The organism is Gloeocapsa sp. PCC 7428, assembly GCF_000317555.1.
GTDB lineage: Bacteria > Cyanobacteriota > Cyanobacteriia > Cyanobacteriales > Chroococcidiopsidaceae > Chroogloeocystis.
On sequence record NC_020051.1, the window covers coordinates 63,066 to 83,281 of the forward strand.

General features: G+C 44.6%; 17 protein-coding genes and 1 pseudogene. 5 read left to right on the top strand and 13 right to left on the bottom strand.

The features are described 5' to 3' along the window. Positions 1 to 18 precede the first annotated feature (18 nt). The 7 genes and pseudogenes from GLO7428_RS24880 to GLO7428_RS29865 form a co-directional block, all read right to left on the bottom strand. Positions 19 to 2,100 carry a heavy metal translocating P-type ATPase gene (locus GLO7428_RS24880; RefSeq protein ID WP_015328560.1) on the bottom strand — a complete coding sequence of 694 codons (2,082 nt, stop codon included), beginning with the start codon at positions 2,098 to 2,100 and terminating at the stop codon, positions 19 to 21. Between the two features lie 274 nt (positions 2,101 to 2,374). Beyond that, a complete protein-coding gene (locus GLO7428_RS24885) occupies positions 2,375 to 3,205 on the bottom strand; it encodes a CPBP family intramembrane glutamic endopeptidase (RefSeq protein WP_015328561.1) in 831 nt (276 codons plus the stop codon). Then, on the bottom strand, positions 3,205 to 3,879 hold the full coding sequence (locus GLO7428_RS24890) for a cation diffusion facilitator family transporter (RefSeq protein WP_015328562.1): 675 nt from the start codon (positions 3,877 to 3,879) through the stop codon (positions 3,205 to 3,207). Before GLO7428_RS24890 ends, GLO7428_RS24885 begins: the two co-directional genes overlap by 1 nt. 6 nt (positions 3,880 to 3,885) lie before the next feature. After that, positions 3,886 to 5,001 carry a tetratricopeptide repeat protein gene (locus GLO7428_RS24895; protein WP_015328563.1) on the bottom strand — a complete coding sequence of 372 codons (1,116 nt, stop codon included), beginning with the start codon at positions 4,999 to 5,001 and terminating at the stop codon, positions 3,886 to 3,888. Positions 5,002 to 5,056: 55 nt separating this feature from the next. After that, positions 5,057 to 5,995: a vitamin K epoxide reductase family protein gene (locus GLO7428_RS24900; RefSeq protein ID WP_015328564.1), complete on the bottom strand. Its 939-nt coding sequence runs from the start codon at positions 5,993 to 5,995 to the stop codon at positions 5,057 to 5,059. 46 nt (positions 5,996 to 6,041) lie between these two features. Next, the gene (locus tag GLO7428_RS24905) at positions 6,042 to 8,165 is read right to left on the bottom strand and encodes a heavy metal translocating P-type ATPase (protein ID WP_041919589.1); all 2,124 of its coding nucleotides are present in this window, start codon (positions 8,163 to 8,165) and stop codon (positions 6,042 to 6,044) included. 42 nt (positions 8,166 to 8,207) lie between these two features. After that, positions 8,208 to 8,414 (bottom strand): annotated as a pseudogene (locus tag GLO7428_RS29865) (cation transporter); the annotation flags it as partial. Between the two features lie 156 nt (positions 8,415 to 8,570). Here GLO7428_RS29865 and GLO7428_RS24910 point away from each other — a divergent pair. Continuing rightward, positions 8,571 to 8,972, top strand: a complete 402-nt coding sequence (locus tag GLO7428_RS24910; protein WP_015328566.1) for a helix-turn-helix transcriptional regulator — start codon at positions 8,571 to 8,573, stop codon at positions 8,970 to 8,972. A 28-nt stretch (positions 8,973 to 9,000) separates the two neighbouring features. Here GLO7428_RS24910 and rppB read toward each other — a convergent pair whose 3' ends face one another. Both rppB and rppA read right to left on the bottom strand, forming a co-directional pair. Next, positions 9,001 to 10,389 (bottom strand): two-component system sensor histidine kinase RppB, encoded by a 1,389-nt coding sequence (gene rppB, locus GLO7428_RS24915; RefSeq protein ID WP_015328567.1) that lies wholly within the window; start codon positions 10,387 to 10,389, stop codon positions 9,001 to 9,003. Between the two features lie 9 nt (positions 10,390 to 10,398). Continuing rightward, positions 10,399 to 11,091: a two-component system response regulator RppA gene (rppA, locus tag GLO7428_RS24920; RefSeq protein ID WP_015328568.1), complete on the bottom strand. Its 693-nt coding sequence runs from the start codon at positions 11,089 to 11,091 to the stop codon at positions 10,399 to 10,401. Between the two features lie 127 nt (positions 11,092 to 11,218). On the opposite strand from rppA, the gene GLO7428_RS24925 reads away from it, so the two are divergent. Next, positions 11,219 to 11,902, top strand: a complete 684-nt coding sequence (locus tag GLO7428_RS24925) for an efflux RND transporter periplasmic adaptor subunit (protein ID WP_015328569.1) — start codon at positions 11,219 to 11,221, stop codon at positions 11,900 to 11,902. A 6-nt stretch (positions 11,903 to 11,908) separates the two neighbouring features. After that, on the top strand, positions 11,909 to 15,073 hold the full coding sequence (locus GLO7428_RS24930; protein ID WP_015328570.1) for a CusA/CzcA family heavy metal efflux RND transporter: 3,165 nt from the start codon (positions 11,909 to 11,911) through the stop codon (positions 15,071 to 15,073). Positions 15,074 to 15,106: 33 nt separating this feature from the next. On the opposite strand, the gene GLO7428_RS24935 is transcribed toward GLO7428_RS24930, so the two are convergent. The 4 genes from GLO7428_RS24935 to GLO7428_RS24950 form a co-directional block, all read right to left on the bottom strand. Further along, positions 15,107 to 15,988: an RNA polymerase sigma-70 factor gene (locus GLO7428_RS24935; RefSeq protein ID WP_015328571.1), complete on the bottom strand. Its 882-nt coding sequence runs from the start codon at positions 15,986 to 15,988 to the stop codon at positions 15,107 to 15,109. 6 nt (positions 15,989 to 15,994) lie between these two features. Beyond that, positions 15,995 to 16,615 carry an FMN-dependent NADH-azoreductase gene (locus GLO7428_RS24940; RefSeq protein ID WP_015328572.1) on the bottom strand — a complete coding sequence of 207 codons (621 nt, stop codon included), beginning with the start codon at positions 16,613 to 16,615 and terminating at the stop codon, positions 15,995 to 15,997. A gap of 74 nt (positions 16,616 to 16,689) precedes the next feature. Next, positions 16,690 to 17,388, bottom strand: coding sequence for a hypothetical protein (locus tag GLO7428_RS24945; RefSeq protein ID WP_015328573.1), 699 nt, complete (start codon positions 17,386 to 17,388; stop codon positions 16,690 to 16,692). 191 nt (positions 17,389 to 17,579) lie between these two features. Next, positions 17,580 to 18,158, bottom strand: a complete 579-nt coding sequence (locus GLO7428_RS24950; protein WP_015328574.1) for a TetR/AcrR family transcriptional regulator — start codon at positions 18,156 to 18,158, stop codon at positions 17,580 to 17,582. A gap of 557 nt (positions 18,159 to 18,715) precedes the next feature. Between GLO7428_RS24950 and GLO7428_RS24955 the strand changes: the two genes are divergently transcribed. After that, positions 18,716 to 19,021, top strand: coding sequence for a hypothetical protein (locus GLO7428_RS24955; RefSeq protein WP_210404515.1), 306 nt, complete (start codon positions 18,716 to 18,718; stop codon positions 19,019 to 19,021). Between the two features lie 661 nt (positions 19,022 to 19,682). After that, on the top strand, positions 19,683 to 20,174 hold the full coding sequence (locus GLO7428_RS24960; RefSeq protein WP_015328576.1) for an SLATT domain-containing protein: 492 nt from the start codon (positions 19,683 to 19,685) through the stop codon (positions 20,172 to 20,174). Positions 20,175 to 20,216: the final 42 nt, after the last annotated feature.

A 20,216-nucleotide genomic window follows, 5' to 3' on the forward strand; every position in this document is an offset into this window, starting at 1 on the left:
CCGAGAGCATCGGTCGAATTAGGTTAACTGGACTCGGCGCAACAACATCGCGTTAATTGACACAATTACAGTAGAAAGGCTCATGAACACGGCTCCCAATGCCGGTGAGAGTAGAATACCTAGAGGGGCAGCAACTCCAGCCGCTAATGGAATTCCAACTACGTTATACCCAGTAGCCCAAAACAAATTCTGAATCATCTTGTTATAAGTTGCTTTAGCAAGTTGAAGTGTATACGTTACATCAAGCGGGTCATTTTCAACTAACACCAAGTCAGCTGATTCTATTGCTACATTTGTCCCTGCACCAATTGCAATTCCTAGATCTGCGTTAAATAAAGCGGCAGCATCATTAATTCCATCACCAACAAATGCCGTTGGGCTTTTTGCTTTTAACCGCTGGATGATTGCTGCTTTATCTTGAGGTAAAACACGCGCATAATATTGCTCGATGTTCAGTTCCGCTGCAACAGTTTTTGCCACAGCTTCGGCATCTCCGGTAATCATTACGACCTGAACATCCATGACTTGCAGCTGTTGAACAGCTTCGCGCGCGCGTTCGCGGATCTTGTCAGCTAGCCCAAATATCGCAAGAACCTGACTATTGTCTAGTAGTGCAATCGCGCTTTCTCCACGCGCTTCAATTTTCTCTAATCCTGCTTGCAACTCAGTAGGAAACATCAAACCCAGTTCTTCTGCCCACTCTGAACGCCCGACTCGATAGCTTTTACCGTTAACAACACCTTCTATTCCTTTGCCTGTCACCGATTGAAACTCACTTCCTTTCGGAAGTTTCACTTGCTGATTGTTTGCTTCCTCCACGACTGCCTGTGCTAGCGGATGTTCCGATAGCGATTCTAAAGCGGCGGCGATCGCAAGTGCTTCTAAGTCACTGATATCTTGAGCATAAATTCGCTGTACTCCAAACTGTCCTTCAGTCAAAGTGCCTGTTTTATCAAAAGCAATTGTTTTAATATTCCTCGCTCGCTCGAAGGCTTCTCGATTCCGTACTAAAATACCATTCTTAGCAGACATTGATGTTGCATTAACCATAACCAGAGGAATTGCCAGACCCAAAGCGTGAGGACAGGTGATGACTAATACTGTTACGCTGCGATTGATTGCAAAAGTTGGATCTGGATTTAGCATCAGCCAAATAACTAACGTCAAGGTACCAATTGCAATTGCAATCAAGGTTAACCAGTAAGCAATTTGGTCTGCAAGTGCTTGAAACCGCCCTCGCGAAGATTGCGCCTCCTCAACCAAACGCATCACCTGGCTAAGTGTTGTTTGCTCGCCTGTTCGCGTCACTACTACAGTCAATGCGCCTTCTCCATTTACGGCTCCTGCTACGACTTCATCACCAGCCTGTTTAGTAACAGGACGCGATTCGCCTGTGAGAAATGCTTCGTTAACACTTGACACGCCTTCTTTTACTTCACCATCAATCGGTATTTGTTCCCCAGGGCGGATCAAAATTTGCTCTCCTTGTGCCAATTCACCTACAGATACATCCTCAATCTGACCATTTACTAGTCGGTGTGCAACAGAAGGCACTAAATCTGCTAAATGTTCCAAAGCACGGCTTGCTCCCTGCACTGAAACCAATTCAATCCAATGACCAAGCAACATTACATCTACTAGGGTTGCGAGTTCCCAGTAAAAAGGCTCTCCACGTAGCCCTAAAGAGACTGCCAAACTGTAGACATAAGCAACTGTAATTGCTAAGGCTATTAGGGTCATCATCCCTATTTTGCTTTGAAATTCGCGTAAGGCTCCTTGAAGGAATACCCAGCCTCCATAGAAATAAATCGCTGTTCCCAAAATAGGACTGACTAAGTTCACGCCAAGAAACTGAATGGCAGTGTAGCCAAACCATTCTTGAAACAAAGGTGAAAAGTAGAGGATCGGCAAAGTCAGGAAAAGGCAAATAAAAAAGCGCCATTTAAACATCTCAGGGCTATGTCCAGCGTGCTTGTTGTGCGCTCTATCTTTACTATGCGATGATGATTCGGCTTGATTGTGCCCGTGTTGGTCGTGACGATCAAGTGTTGTTCGTTGCGGATGATCCTGATGTTTGTGATGCCCGTCCTCTTGCTGCATTGGTTCTGCTCCCCTATTCTGCAATAGAAAGTAATCTCATTTTGTTAAGGCAATTGGCTCTAGGGATAGTTTCGCAAAAGTTTATGAAATTAGGATGAAATGTTCAGAAAGAGTAGCTAAAACAACTTTTATACTTATGTATGAAGGTCGAGGATCAAACGAGTATAAGTTAGCTTGATTACTGGCACATCTAGATATTGTATTTATACTTCATGATTATCAGAATATTAATTATTTGTAGTCTTCAACCTTGACTACTCTGATTGAAGTAGAACTAATTACTTGAAGTAATTCGCAAACTCAAGGCAATCACGCTTAGAAACAATAATCCCATTGCACCTGCTAAAGGATTACGATCAATGCCTGTTACCCAAGGTGGTACTTGCTGGGAATAGCGCACTAATTCTGCCACATTGATAATGTAGTAACCCCAGACTAAACCAGCGTGCAATCCAATTGCTGAACCCAAATGACCTTGGCTAACTTGTCTTGCCCAACCTAAAGTTAAGCCCAAAAGTAACAATCCTGGAAAACTGGGCAATGTTCGTAAAACTTCTCCCCAAGGCTTAATAAAATGCAACGTTGCATAAATACTGCTACTAATCCATAAAGCAACTTTGAAACCATAATCCCATTGCAACTCATCAACTAGCCAGCCCCGAAATAATAACTCCTCGGCAAATCCTACGCCTAATGCTACTCCTAACCCTTCAAGTATGATTTTGGGTAGGAATTGCGTTGAGGACTGCCAGGTTAACCAACTCAATAAACCCTCCAAGATAAATAAGCACAAAAGACTTGTGACTCCAATGCCTACTCCTTTTAACAACTCCAACGCATTGCGGCGGGTGCCGCTTACCCCGTGACTTGCAAGCGGATGAACTTGTCGATGAACTTTTTGCCCCCAAAGTTGCAGTAGAAAAATAAACTCGCCATACAACGCAAGCATTGTGACTATGCTTGTCAAGTTACTTGTACCCCAGACCCAATAGATCGGAACTGCGATAGGTAGCCACAATAGGAGTAGAATAACGACAAAAACTCCTAATCTTACCCCCGCTGGATAGCGGGCAAGCGTAGAAAAAGTCTGGTAAAGTTTAGCCATTAAAGCATTTCTGGCTTGAGGATTTGGAGACTATCTCTCAGTAGTGAGAGGGCGTTCAAGAAAATGAGTGCAGCAACGAGTAAACTGGCAACGACATCTGCCCATAGCCACTTGAAGTAAAGCAATGCCAATGCGGCTAAAATTAAGCTTACTGAACTAGCTGCATCGGCGATCGCGTGTAAAAACACTCCACGCACATTTAGATTATGGTGACTTTCTTGATAAAGCAAGCTGGCATTTATCCCGCTGACCACAAATCCTAATGCTGCCATGACCAACATAGGTAAACCAGCGCTGAGTTCTGGTGGTTGTGTTTGTCTCATGATGCCCCAGAGGAGTAAAGCCGCAACTTCAATTAGGATTATGCTATTAAGGAGTGCTGCCCAAGCTTCGATTTGCTGAGGAGCGATCGCTATATTATTTTGAGATGAATACTGCGTTAGTCGAGCTGCACCCAAAGCGATGACAATTGACAGCACATCAACTAGCATATGTCCTGAAATAGCAATTAGAGACAAACTATGAACCAAAAGTCCAGTTGCTAACTCCACTAGAAAAAAGATACTCCGCAACCCCAGAACAATCCACAAAAGATGAATTGGTTGCATTCTTCGCCCATGTTGAGATGCCACCGAATTGATTTGTTGATAGTAGTAATTTTTGGCTTGTGTCATAAGCTTCTATTGCACTTGGAATTGGCGCAAGATTGTTTCAACATTCTGCGCAGCTTCCTTCTTGCCTTGACTTTGATAAAGATTGCGTGCTTGAGTAAAGGCAGCGATCGCTTCTTGAAGACGTCCCCGTGCTTGCAAAGCAACTCCCAAATGGTAGTATGAATTAGCATCTTCCGGTACTAACGCAATCACCTGGCGATGTGCTACTAGCGCCATCAAGTAATTCTGCTGTTCTAACAGAATATCTGCGATCGCCTTGCGTGCTTCCATCAAGTTGGGTTGAATGTCAACGGCTTGTTGATACGCTCGCAGCGCCTCGTCAAGATTACCTTTCAACTGGAGAATTTTGCCGATTTGTAACCGGATTTTACTGTTATTCCGATCGAGCTGTGCAGCCCGCTCGAACGCGGCGATTGCCTCTGTCATCCGTTGCTGATTCAACCAGGCAATTCCCAAATCTAACTGAATTGTACTGTCTTGTGGCGCGATCTGCGCTGCTTGCTGGAGGCTGGCAATTGCCTCTGAATACCGCTTTTGCTGAAGTAGAAGCGTTCCCATTAGATGATACGCGATCGTGTTTGTGGGTGCTAATTCTGTCACGCGCTGAAGCACCTGCAATGCTGCGTTGTCATCGCGTTGACGTAGCAGTACGATACCTAACCCTAAATAAGCGTTGACGTTATTTGCTGCAAGAGCAATACTGCGACGGTAGGCAGATGCGGCTGCGGGATTATCTCCCAATTTTGCTAGCGAATATGCTAGGGCGTAGTGAAAATTGGCGTTATCCCGATCCAATTTAATTGCCTGCTGTAACGCATTCGATGCTTCTCGAAAGTTACTTTGAACAGCTTGGATATAACCAATCGCAGAAAAGATTTGCGGATTTTTTGGATCTAATTCAACTGCGTGTTGATAAAGCGATAACGCTTTGGTGAAATTTCTTTCTTGAACAAGCTTTCGCCCTTGTTGCAAAAGCTCGTTGAGTTCCTGATTAACTTCAACTTTATTGCGCAATTGATTTGCGGCGTGTGCTTGAACAACTTGCGGGTTAGCTACGATCAAACTACTGGCGATCGCTAGCACAATGATTGATTGTATTTTATCGATAATTGTTCGTTTCATAAGAACTCATCTTGCTTGCATTTGTGGATGAGAGCGGATCTGCTAGCAATCAGTTTCATGACTGTAGTGACTCCGAATTTTTGAAGTTGCGCGGTCCCTGGTAGCCCGATAATTTAGCTAATTCCTCTAAGGTTTGCACGCCAGTCACGGTCTGACCATTAATCGACCATGTGGGAAATCCTTGAACGTTAGCAGCTTGACACCGCTGTGGTTGCGGATTGATGCCACTAGGGTCGCACTCAATATAGGAAATATATTGAACGGCTTCTTGTCCAAATAGCTGCTTTTGGTCGTGGCAGTGAGGACACCAAAATGCACCGTACATGATTGCTTTGACTTTTGCTAAATGCTTTGCTAAAGCAATTTCTGCCTCTCCCGAAGTTGTCGTAATTGTGTAACCTCCCGGTGAAGGTTGTGTAGGATTAGATTCAGCGATCGCTGGGTTATTAATGTTTGCATAAACTCCCAAAGTACCTACAACTACAAGTATTGCGACTAAACCTCCAGCAAACAGTGGTAGTCCAATGTCCTGCCAATCACGTCCCAGCAAAGCTAAAACAAATAAGCTCAACGAAAGAATTGCTGAGGCAATGCAATAGATACACGGCGCTTGGATCTCAAACGTCAACAGATACATCAGATAGATACTGAACACCAGCATGGCAGTGCCGCCGAGAAATAGCATTAGCCCTGTCCAAGCCTCGATTTGAGCGCGGATCTGATTTCGTGACGAACTAACGAGTAGCGGCGCGATCGCTAAGACAATCATACTGGTGTAGGCAAGAAAACCAAATAAAGCTAGCGGTTGACCAAACACGGTCGCGTAGGGACTCGAAAGTACAATGTCACAGCCTTTTGTCGGACAAGCCGCTGCATCACCAGTGAGTTTTGTGTAAGTTAAATATGCTGTGACTACAGCCCCAAGCGTAGCGATACCTGCAATTAAGGGACGCGACCAGCGATGCATCCAGGGAATTGACTGTTTACGAGGCATAGTATTTTTTGTGTCGAAAGAAGAAAGCTTGATGAATTTAAGTGACTTAACGAATAACTCTAGTTGCGTTGAGAATTGCTAAAAGTGCGACACCGACATCCGCAAATACCGCTTCCCAAAGTGTTGCTACGCCAAACATTCCTAGTACGATAAATAAACCTTTAACTGCCATTGCTAAGATAATGTTCTGTAGTACGATTTTGCGGGTTTTTCTAGCCACCTGAATAGCTTGAGCAACCTTGGAGGGTGCATCAGTCATAATCACGACATCCGCTGTTTCAATGGCAGCATCGGAACCGAGTCCACCCATCGCTATGCCAATATCAGCTCTAGCAATGACAGGAGCATCATTAATACCGTCACCTACAAATGCTACTTTGCCTCTGCCCGAACGACTGAGTAGCTCTTCGATCTCTTCTACTTTGCCTTCCGGTAGCAATTCAGCCTTGTAAGAATCTAGTCCCAAACGCGTGGCTATGCCTTGAGCAACGGCTTTGTTGTCGCCTGTGAGCATAACTGTTTGCGCAACTCCAACCCGCTTGAGGTCTTGAATGGCTTGAACCGCATCCTCTTTGATTTCATCTGCAATTAAGATGTAGCCTGCATAGCGCCCATCAATCGCAAGATGAACGACAGTTCCTTCTACATTGCAAGTATCGCGATCAATATTTTCTCGATGCAGGAGACGGTCATTTCCTGCCAGCACCGTTTGATTGCTCACGTTAGCTCGGATGCCATGACCCGCAATTTCTTCGTAATTTGTCACATCTGCATCATCGATGGGTTGACCGTAAGCCTCTCGAATCGATTGTGCAACCGGATGATTGGAGTGAAATTCAGCTTTAGCTGCTAACGTTAGTAATTCTGCTTCGGAAAAGCCATTTTTAGTGACAATTTGAGTAACTTTGAACACGCCTTTGGTTAAGGTTCCGGTCTTATCAAAAACAACCGTTTTAACATCTGTGAGCGCATCTAAAAACGTCGAGCCTTTGACTAAAATACCTCGTTTAGCAGCTCCGCCAACACCACCAAAATAGCCTAATGGAATACTAATCACTAGCCCACAAGGACAGGAGATGACGAGCAGAATTAGGGCACGATAAACCCATTCTTCGTGAGTTGCACCAGGAATGAATAGAGGTGGCAAGAGGGCAACTGCCAGCGACAGAACAACTACAATTGGTGTGTAGTAGCGGGCAAAACGAGTGATAAATTTCTCCGTTGCTGCTTTCTTACTGGTCGCATTTTCGACCAAATCGAGAATCTTGGCGATCGACGATTCACCAAACAGTTTCGTAACTCGAACAGTCAGTAACCCCGTCCGGTTAATCATCCCTGCTAAAACTATTTCTCCGGTTTTTACCGTGCGGGGAACAGCTTCTCCCGTTAAAGCTGAGGTATCAAGCTGCGAATTACCCTCTAAAACTTCACCATCCAGAGGAATTTTTTCTCCTGGCTTAACCAGAATTATATCTTCCACCCTGACTGTTTCTGGAGAAACAACTTTGACTGTATCATTGGCTTTGAGATTGGCAGTATCAGGGCGAACTTCTAACAGTGCTTTGATAGAGCGGCGCGATCGCCCGACAGAGTATTCTTGAAATAGTTCTCCAACCCGAAAGAACAGCATGACGGCGACGGCTTCGGGGAGTTGGTGAATGGCGATCGCGCCCAAAGTCGCAATGGTCATTAAAAAGTTTTCGTCAAACACTTGCCCGCGTAAAATATTACGTCCAGCCGCCTTCAATACAGTCCAACCACTTACTAGGTAAGCAGGGATGAATACCGCATATTCTCCCAAACTATAAGGTGTGTTGTGCAAAGACTCCTCAAAAATCACTCCTCCAGCTAAAAGAGCCACAACTAAAAGCACAGGAACAATTTCTGCCTTGAGATTAAACTCACCCGTGCCATGACTATGCCCGCGATTGTGCTCATGGTCGTGTGTCTCAGAGTGAGGCTTCGGTGTGGGAGTGATAACGGTATAACCCAAAGCAGTGATGCGATCGCGAAGGGTTGTTTCATTCACCTGCTGCGGATTATAGGAGACCCGTAACTTGCCAGTAACAAAATTGACAGATGCTTCTGTAACACCTGACAATTTTTCGAGGGATGTCGAAATTTTATCGACACAGGAGGGACAATCCATGCCCCCCACTATGATATCCATCGTTCGGCTTAATGCGGGCTGCTCAACTGCTACGGTATATCCCAACCTCACCACTCGATTTCTGATGTCTGCCTCAGTCACCTTTTGCGGGTTGTAGGAGACTGTCAAACGTTCAGTTGCAGCGCTCACAGATACTTCAACTACACCTGCTAAGCGTTCCAAGGCTATTTCAATTTTTACCGCACAGCTTGCACAGTCCATGCCGCCGATCTGCATCTGCTGAGTTTTAAGCGACGGAATTTGATTCATAGGGATTTCATTACGCAGTTACAGAGGAACTTTTCTGAACTTTAACACGAATTCTGAAATATATGAATATATCTTCATATATTTCAGGTGTTAGAATGAGAATCATTTACCCACACTGAGCCTGCACCCTGCTTTTAGCTGCTAACTTTAACCCCTATGAGCAAATTGTCACCAAAATCGCAGTCTTCTCAGAATAATGAAGATATGCCCAGTTGCGACGCTCATCTCGTTCATCTTGAGCAGGTGCGTCAGGTACAACCAGAAATTATGCCTGTAGACAAGGCGCAACAGATGGCAGAGTTTTTTAATGCATTGGCCGATCCAAATCGTTTGCGACTGATGTCTGCGTTAGCGAATCGAGAACTATGTGTCTGTGATTTAGCGGCTGCTGTGAAGGTAAGCGAGTCTGCGGTATCACATCAATTACGAATTTTGCGATCGCAACACCTGGTGAAATATCGCAGGGAAGGACGTAATGTCTATTACAGTCTGGCCGACCAGCATATCATCAGCCTTTATCAGGAGGTTTCAGAGCATCTACAAGAGCAAAATTCTTGACAAACAAGAGAATTCTTCAAATTTTGCTTCAATCGTGCCTAAATGTTCTATGGTTTGTAATCACCATTTCTAAAGTAAAAATGCTCCCTTGTCCTACTAGACTTTCAACACTGAGATGGGCTTGATGTTTTTGGGCAATTGCCAGTGCAATCGCCAACCCCAATCCTGTTCCTCCAGTTTTGCGAGAGCGGTCTCCATCAACACGATAAAAGCGATCAAAAATTTGCGTTTGTTCAGCTAGCGGAATCCCAATCCCTGTGTCTTTTACCGCAATTACGGCAGTGCGATCACGCACTGTGAGACTCGCGCTCACCTGTCCTCCACTAGGTGTGTACTGAATGGCATTGGCAATTAAATTTGACACTAAGCGGTAAAGCTGCGATTCGTTACCCAGGATGTAGATCTCGAAATCAGGAATTTGGCTGGTTAGGTGAATATCTGATGCCGTTGCAAGCTCTAAAAACTCTTCGGTCAAATCGTTGATGAGGTCATTCAAACAACAGGGTTGAAAGGGCTTTAATGACGAATCTTGTTCAAGACTAGTCAAAAAGAGTAAATCTGCGATCAAATGACTCAAGCGTCGTCCTTGCCGTTCAACAGTATGCAGCATAATTTGGATATTTTGTTGATTTGATTGGGGAACTCGCAAAATGGCTTCTATAGTTGCCAGTAAGCTAGCAAGAGGCGATCGCAACTCATGAGCAGCATTGGCGGTAAACTGTTGTTGTTGCTGATAGGACTGGTAAATGGGCTGCATTGCCAAGCCTGAGAGCCGCCAACTTGAAATAACCACCAAACCCAGCGCAATAGGGAATCCAATAATAAATGTCCATTGCATTCGCCTGGTTTCAGCATCGAAGGGTGCTAAAGTACGTCCAATTTGCAGATAGCCCCAGGATGGATGATTAGTTGTTTGAGCCGCCTGATGTCTCGCATTAGCACTGTGCAAAATTGTCGTGAATTGGCGATAGCGAGTCCTATCAGTAGTGCGAAACGTTTGCCACGGAGCAGGGTTGAAAGTTTGAGGAAGTGGCAGCGGTTGATTAGGTGAAAAAGCAAGTAGTTTGCCGTGATGATCGAACAAGCGAATGTAGTAGGTACTCCGATCGCTGATGCCGATTGTATGGCGCTGAATCAAGGTGGAACTGATATTACAAAATTGACCTACTAAACATAATTCGGGAAAAATTCGCTGTAAAACAACTGCCGGATCTTCTGAAGCAGATAGCCTGGGTTCCAGACTGTCATGCAGCGTTCCAGCGATCGACTCAATTTCTCGTTCTAGTGCTGCCCAGTTTGCTTGAACGAGCGCTCGGTACATCCCGAACCAAGACAGGCTTAAAATTATCCCCATGACAAGCGCATACCAGAGTGCCAAACGGGCACGACTGCGGCGAAAAAGCTGGTGGCTGTTCATAGCGGCTGTTCACAAGGCTGTGTTGAATCGATAGCCCTGACCCGGAATGGTTTCGATCGGGCAGTTGCAACCATAGCTGGCTAACTTGCGTCGCAATAACCGCATTTGTGCTGCAACCACATTGCTGATCGGTTCTTCTTCTAGATCCCAGAGTTGATGCCGAATTTTGCTACCTGAAATGATGCGATTAGGATTTTGCATCAGATAGGCGAGGATTTGAAATTCCTTGACGGTTAAAGGAATCGCTTGAGGAGGCTGAGCTAGTTCGCTGCACAGGGCATTATTGGCATAATCTAGCGTGAATGCACCAATACTGAGGTTTTGGGGTTGAAGTTGAGGCGATCGCCGCTGAAGTGCCCGCAACCGTGCCAGCAGTTCTTCCATCACAAATGGCTTGACCAAGTAATCATCGGCTCCAGCATCGAGTCCGGCGATCCGGTTTTCAGGTTGTCCCAGGGCGGTGAGCATCAGCACGGGTAAGGGGTTTTGGTGCATTCTGAGCCGCTGGCATAACTCTAGCCCTGATAGCTCTGGTAGCAGCCAATCGACGATCGCCACCGTGTAATCTGTCCACTGGCTTTCAAGACAATGCCATGCCTGAGAGCCGTCTGGCACCCAATCTACTACGTATTTTTCGCTCACTAAGATTTGCTTAATGGCTAGTCCCAAATCCGCTTCGTCTTCTACTAGCAAAACTCGCATAGCCCCAATGAAATTAACCACAAGCTTGATTTTACAGAAATCGCTGCCATTTCACCTGATTTTCATCTGCTCTTTGGCAGACTATGGAAGATTTTGGTTTAGCCCCGCGTCTTTGTGAGGAAGTATTATGAAATCCGCTCTATTTATTAGTTCCATTATTGCTGTTGGTTTGGCTATCAGTGTACCTAGCGTTGGGTTTGCTCACGTTGGGCATGGCGATGAATTTCAGGCAGAGGGCGGTGTTCAGCGCGTGCAAGTCAATGCTGAAACCGATCAGATGTTGGGTATTATGGTTACGCCAATTGAGCCAGCCGCAGATGGTAGCGCCGCTGTTATGGTGCCTATCACAGCATTGGTCGATGCTAACGGTAAGCAACTCGTCTTCGTGCAGTATGAGAATTTTTATGAGCCTGTTCCCATCACAACTGGCGCAACTCAGGGCGACCTGATCGAGGTAACTCAAGGATTGTCAGTTGGGGAAAAACTTGTCACTGAAGGAAGTTTGTCGCTCTATGCAGAATCGCGCAAAACTCAAACTGCCAATGCAGCCGCCAGTCCAACCGCAATCGCCTCTCCCCAAACTAGTACAGCCCATGCTCAGGCAGATGCTCAAGGAATCCCTCATAGCCACGATGATGCTGGTAATCTCGTCTCACAGTCTAGTGAAACGACTCCGCAACCGAGCGGATTCCCGATAGGGATTGTAGCCGCAGCCGGTGGTGGAGCAGCGCTGTTGGTAGGGGCGATCGCCTTTATGAGTGGCGGTCGCAAAAAGAAGAACATCTTTTCTAACAAGAAAGGGGGCTTCTAATTTAAGATGTTTAACTCGATTCTAAATCAGACGCTCAAAAACTCGATAGCTCAGCGGTGGTTCATCGTCGTCTGTGCCATTTTAGTGACAGTCTGGGGAGTCTTCAGTGCCACCCAAATGCCGCTAGATGTGTTTCCCGAATTCGCCCCACCCCAAGTCGATATTCACACCGAAGCGACTGGACTCGCTCCAGAGGAAGTAGAGTCGCAAATTACTGTACCGATTGAAAGTGCGGTGAATGGCTTGCCAGGTGTGACAACTGTGCGATCGTCCTCCAAGGTGGGGCTGTCGATGGTGCAAGTGGTGTTTGACCAGGATGCCGATATTTACCAAGCGCGGCAAGCCGTGACAGAACGGCTGCAACAGGTGACAAATCAGCTTCCTGAAGGTGTGCATTCGCCAGAGATTTCACCCCTAGCATCGCCATTGGGCACCATTTTGCAATATGCCTTCACTGTCAATGGACAGGGAAAAACGTCGCTGATGGATCTGCGTCGTTTAGTCGATAGTACGCTCAGCAATCAAATTTTGTCCGTGCCAGGAGTCACCGATGTCACAATCTACGGTGGAGATGAGCGTCAAGAACAGGTACTAGTTGATCCAGAAAAGCTGCGATCGCGCAATGTTTCCCTCACCGAAGTTACCAATGCAGCTAGAGGCGCAAACTCTAATGCCCCAGGCGGTTTTCTGATTGGCGGTGGTCAAGAACTGTTGGTGCGCGGCATTGGGCAGGTGAAATCGATCGCCGATCTGCAAGAATCTGTCGTGAAAGTTCAGGATAGCAAGCCAGTTTTTCTTAAAGATGTGGCGGTAGTCAAAACCGGAGCAGCCCTGAAGCGAGGAGATGCCAGCTTTAATGGGCAGCCTGCGGTGGTACTGATGATTAATAAACAGCCCGATGTCGATACACCTACTGTCACCAAAGCCGTGGAAGCAGTGATGCAATCGTTGCAGCCGAATTTTCCCCCTGATGTGCAAATAGCGCAAACGTTTCGCCAGTCTAATTTTATTGATTCTGCTATTGGCAATGTCAGCGGCTCTCTGATTGAAGGCATCATTATCGTTTCGGTGATTATGTTGCTATTTTTGATGAATTGGCGCACAGCGGTAATTACCCTGAGCGCAATTCCGCTGTCCTTGTTAATCGGGTTGATGTTTATGAAAGCCTTTGGTTTAGGCATCAATACCATGACGCTGGGTGGGTTAGTGGTTGCTATTGGATCGGTAGTAGATGATTCGATCGTCGATATGGAAAACTGCTATCGCGGACTCCGAACCAATCAGGCACAGGGCAATCCCAAGCACCCGTTCCAGGTTGTGTATGACACGTCTGTGGAAGTGCGGCTGGCAGTGATTTTTTCTACAGTGATTATCGTTGTCGTGTTTGCGCCAATCTTCAGTTTGACTGGCGTAGAAGGGCGGATTTTTGCGCCGATGGGATTAGCATATTTGCTCTCGATCGCGGCTTCTACACTGGTCGCCATGACCCTTTCCCCTGCCCTTTGTGCCATTCTGCTGGCGAATCAAACCCTGCCTCAGCAAGGCACATTCATTTCACGATGGGCAGAACGGCTGTATCGTCCCCTGCTGAATCTGTCGCTGCGATCGCCCCAAATTATTCTAGGTTTGGCGCTGGCTGCATTGGTTGCTGCTTTTGCGATCATTCCCTCTTTGGGACGGGTGTTTCTGCCAGAATTCCAGGAAAAATCGATGGTCAACTCGATGGTGTTGTTCCCCGGCGTCTCGCTGGATATGACTAATCGGGCAGGCACCGCGCTTTCCAATTCACTTAAGGATAATCCCTTGTATGAGTGGGTGCAGGTGCGAGCAGGACGCACTCCTGGTGACGCAGATGGGGCAGGTGTCAATATGGCACACGTCGATGTGGAACTCAGCGACCTGGCGATGCAAGACCGAGAAGCCAGCGTGAAACAACTGCGTGAAGCGTTCCTCAAATTGCCTGGTGTTGCACCTAACATTGGCGGGTTTATTTCCCACCGCATGGATGAAGTGCTGTCTGGGGTAAGAAGCGCGATCGCCGTGAAAATCTTTGGTCCAGACCTGACCGAACTGCGACGGATCGGCGAACAGGTGCGGGATATCATCCAGCCCATTGGTGGAGTTGTAGACTTACAGCTTGAACCCCAACTGCCGATCCGTCAGGTGCAAATCCAATACAATCGCGCAGCAGCAGCTACTTATGGCTTGAGTATGGAGCAATTATCAGGCGTAGTGGAAACTGCTCTCAATGGACGCGTGGTGTCACAAGTGGCAGAGAACCAGCAACTGATCGATATTTCTGTTGCACTGGCAGAGAATGCTCGCAATAATTTAGATGCCATTCGCGCCATTCCCCTCTTTACTCCCACCGGGCAAACCATTTCGTTGAGTACCGTCGCCACTGTAGATTACGGTATGGGAGCCAATGTGGTGAATCGGGAAGATGTGTCGCGGTTGATTGTTGTTTCAGCAAACGTGGCGGAACGCGATCTGGGCAGCGTGGTGAGCGATATTCAAGCTCAAATTCGGCAAAAAGTGCAGTTGCCCAATGGCTATTTTATCCAGTACGGCGGACAGTTTGAATCGGAACAACGTGCTAGCAATAACTTGCTAGTATTTAGTATCCTAGCTGCGATCGCCATTGCGGTACTGATGTTCTTCTCGGTGAAGTCACTCTCTGCCACAATCGCCATTATGATTAATCTACCGTTGGCGCTGGTGGGTGGCATTGTTTCCATCGCCTTGACTGGCGGTGTAATTTCGATCGCATCCTTGATCGGATTCATCACCTTATTCGGCGTTGCCGTCCGAAATGGCTTGTTATTGGTAGACAACTACAACAACAAGTTTGCTCAAGGGATGCACCTCCAAGATGTCATTGTCAACGGCTCTCTGGAGCGAGTAAACGCTATTCTAATGACGGCGCTCACTTCCGCACTGGGGATGCTGCCGTTAGCGATCGCCAGTGGAGCCGGAAACGAAATTCTGCAACCCTTAGCAATTGTGGTGCTAGGCGGTTTGTTTACCTCTACAGCGCTGACTTTGTTGGTTATTCCTGCTGTCTACGCGAAGTTTGGCAAACGCTTGATGCCCAAACAAAAATCAGTCGCAGTTGAAACAAGTTTTCCGGTGAATGCGGAGCCACAACCGTCTGCCAGTTCGGTTTTATAAAGTTTCTAAAAGCTGATTAGGGGCGCGATTCGTTTACCAATATGAGATGCGATCGCACCCCTGCTTAATACCTTTTAGCTTTTCTGGGTTGACCACTGCAAAGATTGACTGGATCTGCTCATTTGTAATATCAAAGCTAAAAACGCTATGGAGCTTTTCATTGACGAGATTGATGATTCCAGGCTGTCCATTAATTGTGACAATTTGAGGAACCATTGTAGGGGTTAATTGGCTGCGTCGAATTGCTAATAAAAATCGAGCTACCTTTATACAACCATGTAGCGGTTTCTGGGCTGCAATTGTCTTGCCTCCTCCATCTGACCAGAAAGTTATGTCTTCTGCCATCAACGTAATGAGCGACTGCAAATCCCCTTGATTCCAATAGTCAAGAAACCGTTCTAGCAGGATATTATTCGCATGAGAATCTAGACTGATCGCTGGTCTGCGTAGGACAAGGTGGTGATTAGCGCGATGTACAATTTGACGGCAATTTGAAACACTTCTACCAACAGTTTTGGCAATATCATCGTAACTGTAATCGAACACTTCGCGTAAGAGAAATACTGCTCTTTCCGTAGGAGATAAACATTCAAGCAGCATTAAAAACGCAAAGGAAAGAGATTCTGCTAATTCCGCACTATCCTTCGTACACAACTCCGTTACTAAAGGTTCAGGTAGCCAAGCTCCTACATACTGTTCTCGCTTCACACGGGCAGAACGATGGTGATCAATACACAATCGAGTCACAATTTTTGATAGAAATGCCTTGGGAGATTTCACTATGGTTTCGGTATTCTGCCAGCGTATCCAAGCTTCTTGCACAATGTCTTCAGCATCACTGACGCTGCCTAACATCCTATAGGCGATTGCAAACAGAAGCGACCTGTATTGATTGAAAATCTTTAATTGGCTCATAAGGCGCTACCAGTTTGCTGCTAAATTCATCAGTTGTGTATGTGCGTTTTCGATGTGTTGCTGTCGCTCGTTAGGCATAAACTGATGAGGTACAGCGACAACTGTAGTATCCTCAATACCGATGAACCTTAGAATAGAGCACACATAGGTTTCACAAAAATTCAGATGTCCCAATGGCGTACCAGGCGAAAAATTGCCTGCACTTGGCGTAATTATCAAGGCTTTCTTGCCTGTCGCTAAGCCTGCAAAGGTATGATTGATGGGATCGAAAGTAAAGGTGCGATTGACTCGCACAATATTATCTAAATATGTCTTGAAAGTAGAAGGTATGCTGAAGTTATACATCGGCACACCTAGCAGCAACCGATCTGCCCACAGCAATTCCTCAATCAGTTGCTCAGACTCTTTCAGCGATTCAGTCATGGCAGGTGAGCGATCTTCTGGTTGAGTGTAATTTGCCGTTGTCCATAGTTGTGTAGGGTGAGCAGGAGGATGGCTACCAATATCCCGCCGTTGATGATGTGCTTGCGGATGCGTTACTTGCCATGCATGAATAAAGTTATCACTGAGGGTACGAGAAACAGATTTTTCTAGCCGAGCGCTGGATTGAACTTCGAGTAGGTTCATCAGAGGGTTTCATTTTAGATATCTACCTTTAAAGGACGAAACACTACCTTGTGTTGTGACATCATCCTCTAATGCTATTGCGTGATGTTCTTGCTTCTAAATTGTTGAAGGAGTTGGGCAAACAGTACCGAATCAATTTCACAGTCGATTGCCCTTATCCCCTGACCTTTCTGGCTAATTGAGGGAGGTTGAACACCCTGTTCAAAACAATCGGTTAACAAAGCAACTAAGTGACTTAATCCAGTAAATTGAAGCTGAGTAGACAAAAAAACTTCCGTTACTCTTATCGGAGGCAAGTTCGTTCCATTCGCACAGTACAGGGTCGGCGGCTCCGCATTTAATCGAATCATGCAATAGATGGTGGTGTTGCTGTCATTTAGAATGGCGATCGGCAGTAAATTAATCAAACACTTACCAAGCTTGAGATGACGATGCCCTGCCAGGGCATATTCCAAGGGCAAAAACTTTGCGACAATGAGCCGCCCTTCAAATAGTAGATGGACTTCGTTCTCTCGCCCTGCTAATTCACCGTGCCATTTCCCTTTGAGTCGCAGAAATTTTTCAGCTAAATTCAATTTTTCTGAAGTGCCAGAAAGCCCATTGTGCCATTGATATAAATCGTGAATATCTTGGGGCAGTGCCCATGAGAATGCAGCGATTTGCTTCTTAATGTCATCGGCTGTTAATCCAGGCTGTAGACGACTGGCAATTTTAGGAGCTGTTTGACTTAACACTGTGTCAAAGCGGACGAATGTGTCAATCATTTCAATCATGGTGATCGCTCCTAGCTAGAGATAGGCTTACATAATCAAGACGAGAGAGAAGCTTTTTTTGTGACAAGACTTGGTTTGTCAGATTAAGCAATCCTAAATATTCCTTTCGCTAGTAGAGATGACTTCTGTGTGTAGCTTAAGAGTAATCATTTACTTTTACTCTCAAAAACCGTAAAGTCATCGTTAGGGCTTCACGGAGCTAGCCCGTTCCACAACACCGCGATCGCATCAGAAATAGCACGATCAGTATCAATGGGTTGATGAGCACCAATGGTTTCAGACAAAACTAAATTGTGTAAGTGCGAAAGTAAAACTGTTGCTGTTACCGCAGCATTATCTGTATAGATTCGCCCTAGATTTAACTCAGCAGTCAAATATTCTGTTAACTCATTTCCGATTTGCATCGCAGGCATCGTATGATGTTGCAAAAAAGTTTGCATATTAAAGGATGGATGACTGATGAGAGATAAAAAGACTGGCATCACCTCACGGAAGTAGGAAACAATCTGCAAGCTAATTAATTTGAGGTTTGTCGTTACTTGTTTCTTACCAGGTTGAACGTTGAACATTACCTCAAGTTGCGCTTCTGGCAGCACCATCGCGGCAAAGAACAGCTCCTCTTTCGTACCAAATCGCTGGAAAATAACGGCTTCAGAGATCCCTACCATTTTAGCAAGCGTCCGTGTCGAAGCTTTCGCTCCTTCTTTGATGAAGAGCGATCGCGCCACAGCAAGAATTTCTTCATCTGTGATGGTTTTATTGCGAGGCATTGAGTTTACAGCGAGTTTTAGACTGTTCAAGTAAGTTTTTGCACAATGTTTGTATTCTCCTTTTCACAAAAGGATGCCGTGTTCTCGGCGAATTTCAAGAATGGATTGTTCCTTAAGTTTGGAGAGATTCTCAACAGCTAGCTTCTTTTTCATACGTAAGCTCTTGAAGATGATACCAATGATACGGCGGAAATGGAAGGTTGGTATCATATGGTGCAACTAGGTTAAATTCTATATTTTACGCCATTTTTGTGACTGAAGGATAAAAAATACAAATCAACTATTTTGCCTAGTTTAATCCCTTTTAGGCAATGTTTTTATAATCCAAGACGTAGCTATAATGCTTTGAGTTATATGTTTTGATATGTACCCACTTCTGTTTTGGGCAATGTTTTTTTGATAGATGCGATCAAGAAAAACATTTATGTAACAAAACAATAGCTCTCTAAAACAATTCTTTAAAGTAAACAACAACAACTTGACCACGAAAATCTTACATCGTAGAATCAACTCCACAAGCTTTTCTACAAAATAAACAACTTCTACAAAGAAGCTTGATGTGTAAAGCAGGGTTGATTCCAATGCAGAGAAGAAAAATTTTAATTGCAGCCAAAACTTATCCATCAATAAGTACGAAGTACAAAGAGACAGTTTGTACTGCAGGGATTTTATTAGACGATAACGAAAAGCCTTTGCAGTGGATTCGGATTTATCCAATTCGTTCTCGTGAGTTAGAAGTAGATCAGCGCTTTCCTAAATGGGGAATCATTAGTGCTGAGATTGAGAAAAATGATAAAGACTATAGAGAAGAAAGCTTTCGGATTAATGATAGCTCAATAGAATTAGTTAGAGCTTGTTTTTAAACAATTATGAATTGTTCTGTTTAAGCTTCGCTAAGCGACGCAACATGCTGGGAATCATTGTAACATTGCTCGAACAGGTATTATCTATCAACTCATAATTATCTACCTGCCATTAACAGCAAAAATGAGTATATTTTTCAATTTTAAACTAGCTATTCCCCCTCAATCCGAGAACTAATTTAAAAAGAGATATTTTACAACCTTAAAGTCACGGATCTTGGCTCAATGCCTACTAGTTTAAATCAATAGTAGCTCAAAATACTTCTTAGGTGTTGGAATCAATAAAATAATCTGCCATTTCCTCTATTATAGGTAGCGCTTAGTACTAGTAGACTTAACCTTGGTTCTAGAGTGTTCACTTTCCTATACTGTCCACCTAGTTTTTATAGGCATATAGTGCAGATTAGAATTGAGAAGAGAATACATTAGTAAATCTCCTAAACCTTTAGATATTGACATGATTTTAAGTGAATGTTAGAAATATAGAAACTGTAATAAATTCTATATTAGTTAAACTAGCTGTCAAGTTAACTATAAATAGTTTTTATGCGCTACAAATGACCTTTCAAAAACTTTATAAAGTAAGTTATTAGTTAACGTAACCTTTTCAAATATACTAACTAAGCTATTGATTTAACAGTTTTTAACTGTTTCTTAAACCATGGCTAATAACCAAGAGATTGTTAAAGAAGTATTAGATTTAGAAAATAATTCTAGACTTGTTAAAACTGCACACTTTAATGCTGCTCAAACAAAACAGAATCTACATAAAATAATAGGCTTATCGATTATTATAGTTAATATCATAATATTTTCTCCTTTACTCGATTTAATTACACCTAAATATTCGGCAGTTAGCATAAAGCTTTTAGCTATTATTGGAGCATCGTTAGCAGGAATCCAAACACTTTTTAATTTTCAAAAAGAGGCAGATATGCACCTAAGTGCTGGAAATATATATGCAAGTATTTATCATAGAATTGGAATGCTTCTAGCTAAATACCGAGACGGTATATTGACTCCAGCTAATTTTGTTGAAGAGTCTGAAACATTGCAACAAGAGTACCTCAAAGCAAATAAAAGCTTTGAATTATGTATTCCATCCAACAAAGATTACGAATGTGCAAGAAACTCACTTAAAAAACGTAGTTAGTAGTAGTTATATTTTTAATTTGACTTGGTATTATCGCTGTAA

What these genes read in the sequence shown, in the direction of transcription:
- GLO7428_RS24950 (WP_015328574.1), bottom strand. Translation starts at nt 18,158, where the DNA reads ATGCCTCGCAATAAAACCATCACAGATGAAGAAATTCTTGCTGTGGCG.
- rppA (WP_015328568.1), bottom strand. Translation starts at nt 11,091, where the DNA reads ATGCGAGTTTTGCTAGTAGAAGACGAAGCGGATTTGGGACTAGCCATT.
- GLO7428_RS24955 (WP_210404515.1), top strand. Translation starts at nt 18,716, where the DNA reads ATGTGTAAAGCAGGGTTGATTCCAATGCAGAGAAGAAAAATTTTAATT.
- GLO7428_RS24925 (WP_015328569.1), top strand. Translation starts at nt 11,219, where the DNA reads ATGAAATCCGCTCTATTTATTAGTTCCATTATTGCTGTTGGTTTGGCT.
- GLO7428_RS24880 (WP_015328560.1), bottom strand. Translation starts at nt 2,100, where the DNA reads ATGCAGCAAGAGGACGGGCATCACAAACATCAGGATCATCCGCAACGA.
- GLO7428_RS24895 (WP_015328563.1), bottom strand. Translation starts at nt 5,001, where the DNA reads ATGAAACGAACAATTATCGATAAAATACAATCAATCATTGTGCTAGCG.
- GLO7428_RS24910 (WP_015328566.1), top strand. Translation starts at nt 8,571, where the DNA reads ATGAGCAAATTGTCACCAAAATCGCAGTCTTCTCAGAATAATGAAGAT.
- GLO7428_RS24940 (WP_015328572.1), bottom strand. Translation starts at nt 16,615, where the DNA reads ATGAACCTACTCGAAGTTCAATCCAGCGCTCGGCTAGAAAAATCTGTT.
- GLO7428_RS24900 (WP_015328564.1), bottom strand. Translation starts at nt 5,995, where the DNA reads ATGCCTCGTAAACAGTCAATTCCCTGGATGCATCGCTGGTCGCGTCCC.
- GLO7428_RS24885 (WP_015328561.1), bottom strand. Translation starts at nt 3,205, where the DNA reads ATGGCTAAACTTTACCAGACTTTTTCTACGCTTGCCCGCTATCCAGCG.
- GLO7428_RS24960 (WP_015328576.1), top strand. Translation starts at nt 19,683, where the DNA reads ATGGCTAATAACCAAGAGATTGTTAAAGAAGTATTAGATTTAGAAAAT.
- rppB (WP_015328567.1), bottom strand. Translation starts at nt 10,389, where the DNA reads ATGAACAGCCACCAGCTTTTTCGCCGCAGTCGTGCCCGTTTGGCACTC.
- GLO7428_RS24945 (WP_015328573.1), bottom strand. Translation starts at nt 17,388, where the DNA reads ATGATTGAAATGATTGACACATTCGTCCGCTTTGACACAGTGTTAAGT.
- GLO7428_RS24935 (WP_015328571.1), bottom strand. Translation starts at nt 15,988, where the DNA reads ATGAGCCAATTAAAGATTTTCAATCAATACAGGTCGCTTCTGTTTGCA.
- GLO7428_RS24930 (WP_015328570.1), top strand. Translation starts at nt 11,909, where the DNA reads ATGTTTAACTCGATTCTAAATCAGACGCTCAAAAACTCGATAGCTCAG.
- GLO7428_RS24890 (WP_015328562.1), bottom strand. Translation starts at nt 3,879, where the DNA reads ATGACACAAGCCAAAAATTACTACTATCAACAAATCAATTCGGTGGCA.
- GLO7428_RS24905 (WP_041919589.1), bottom strand. Translation starts at nt 8,165, where the DNA reads ATGGATATCATAGTGGGGGGCATGGATTGTCCCTCCTGTGTCGATAAA.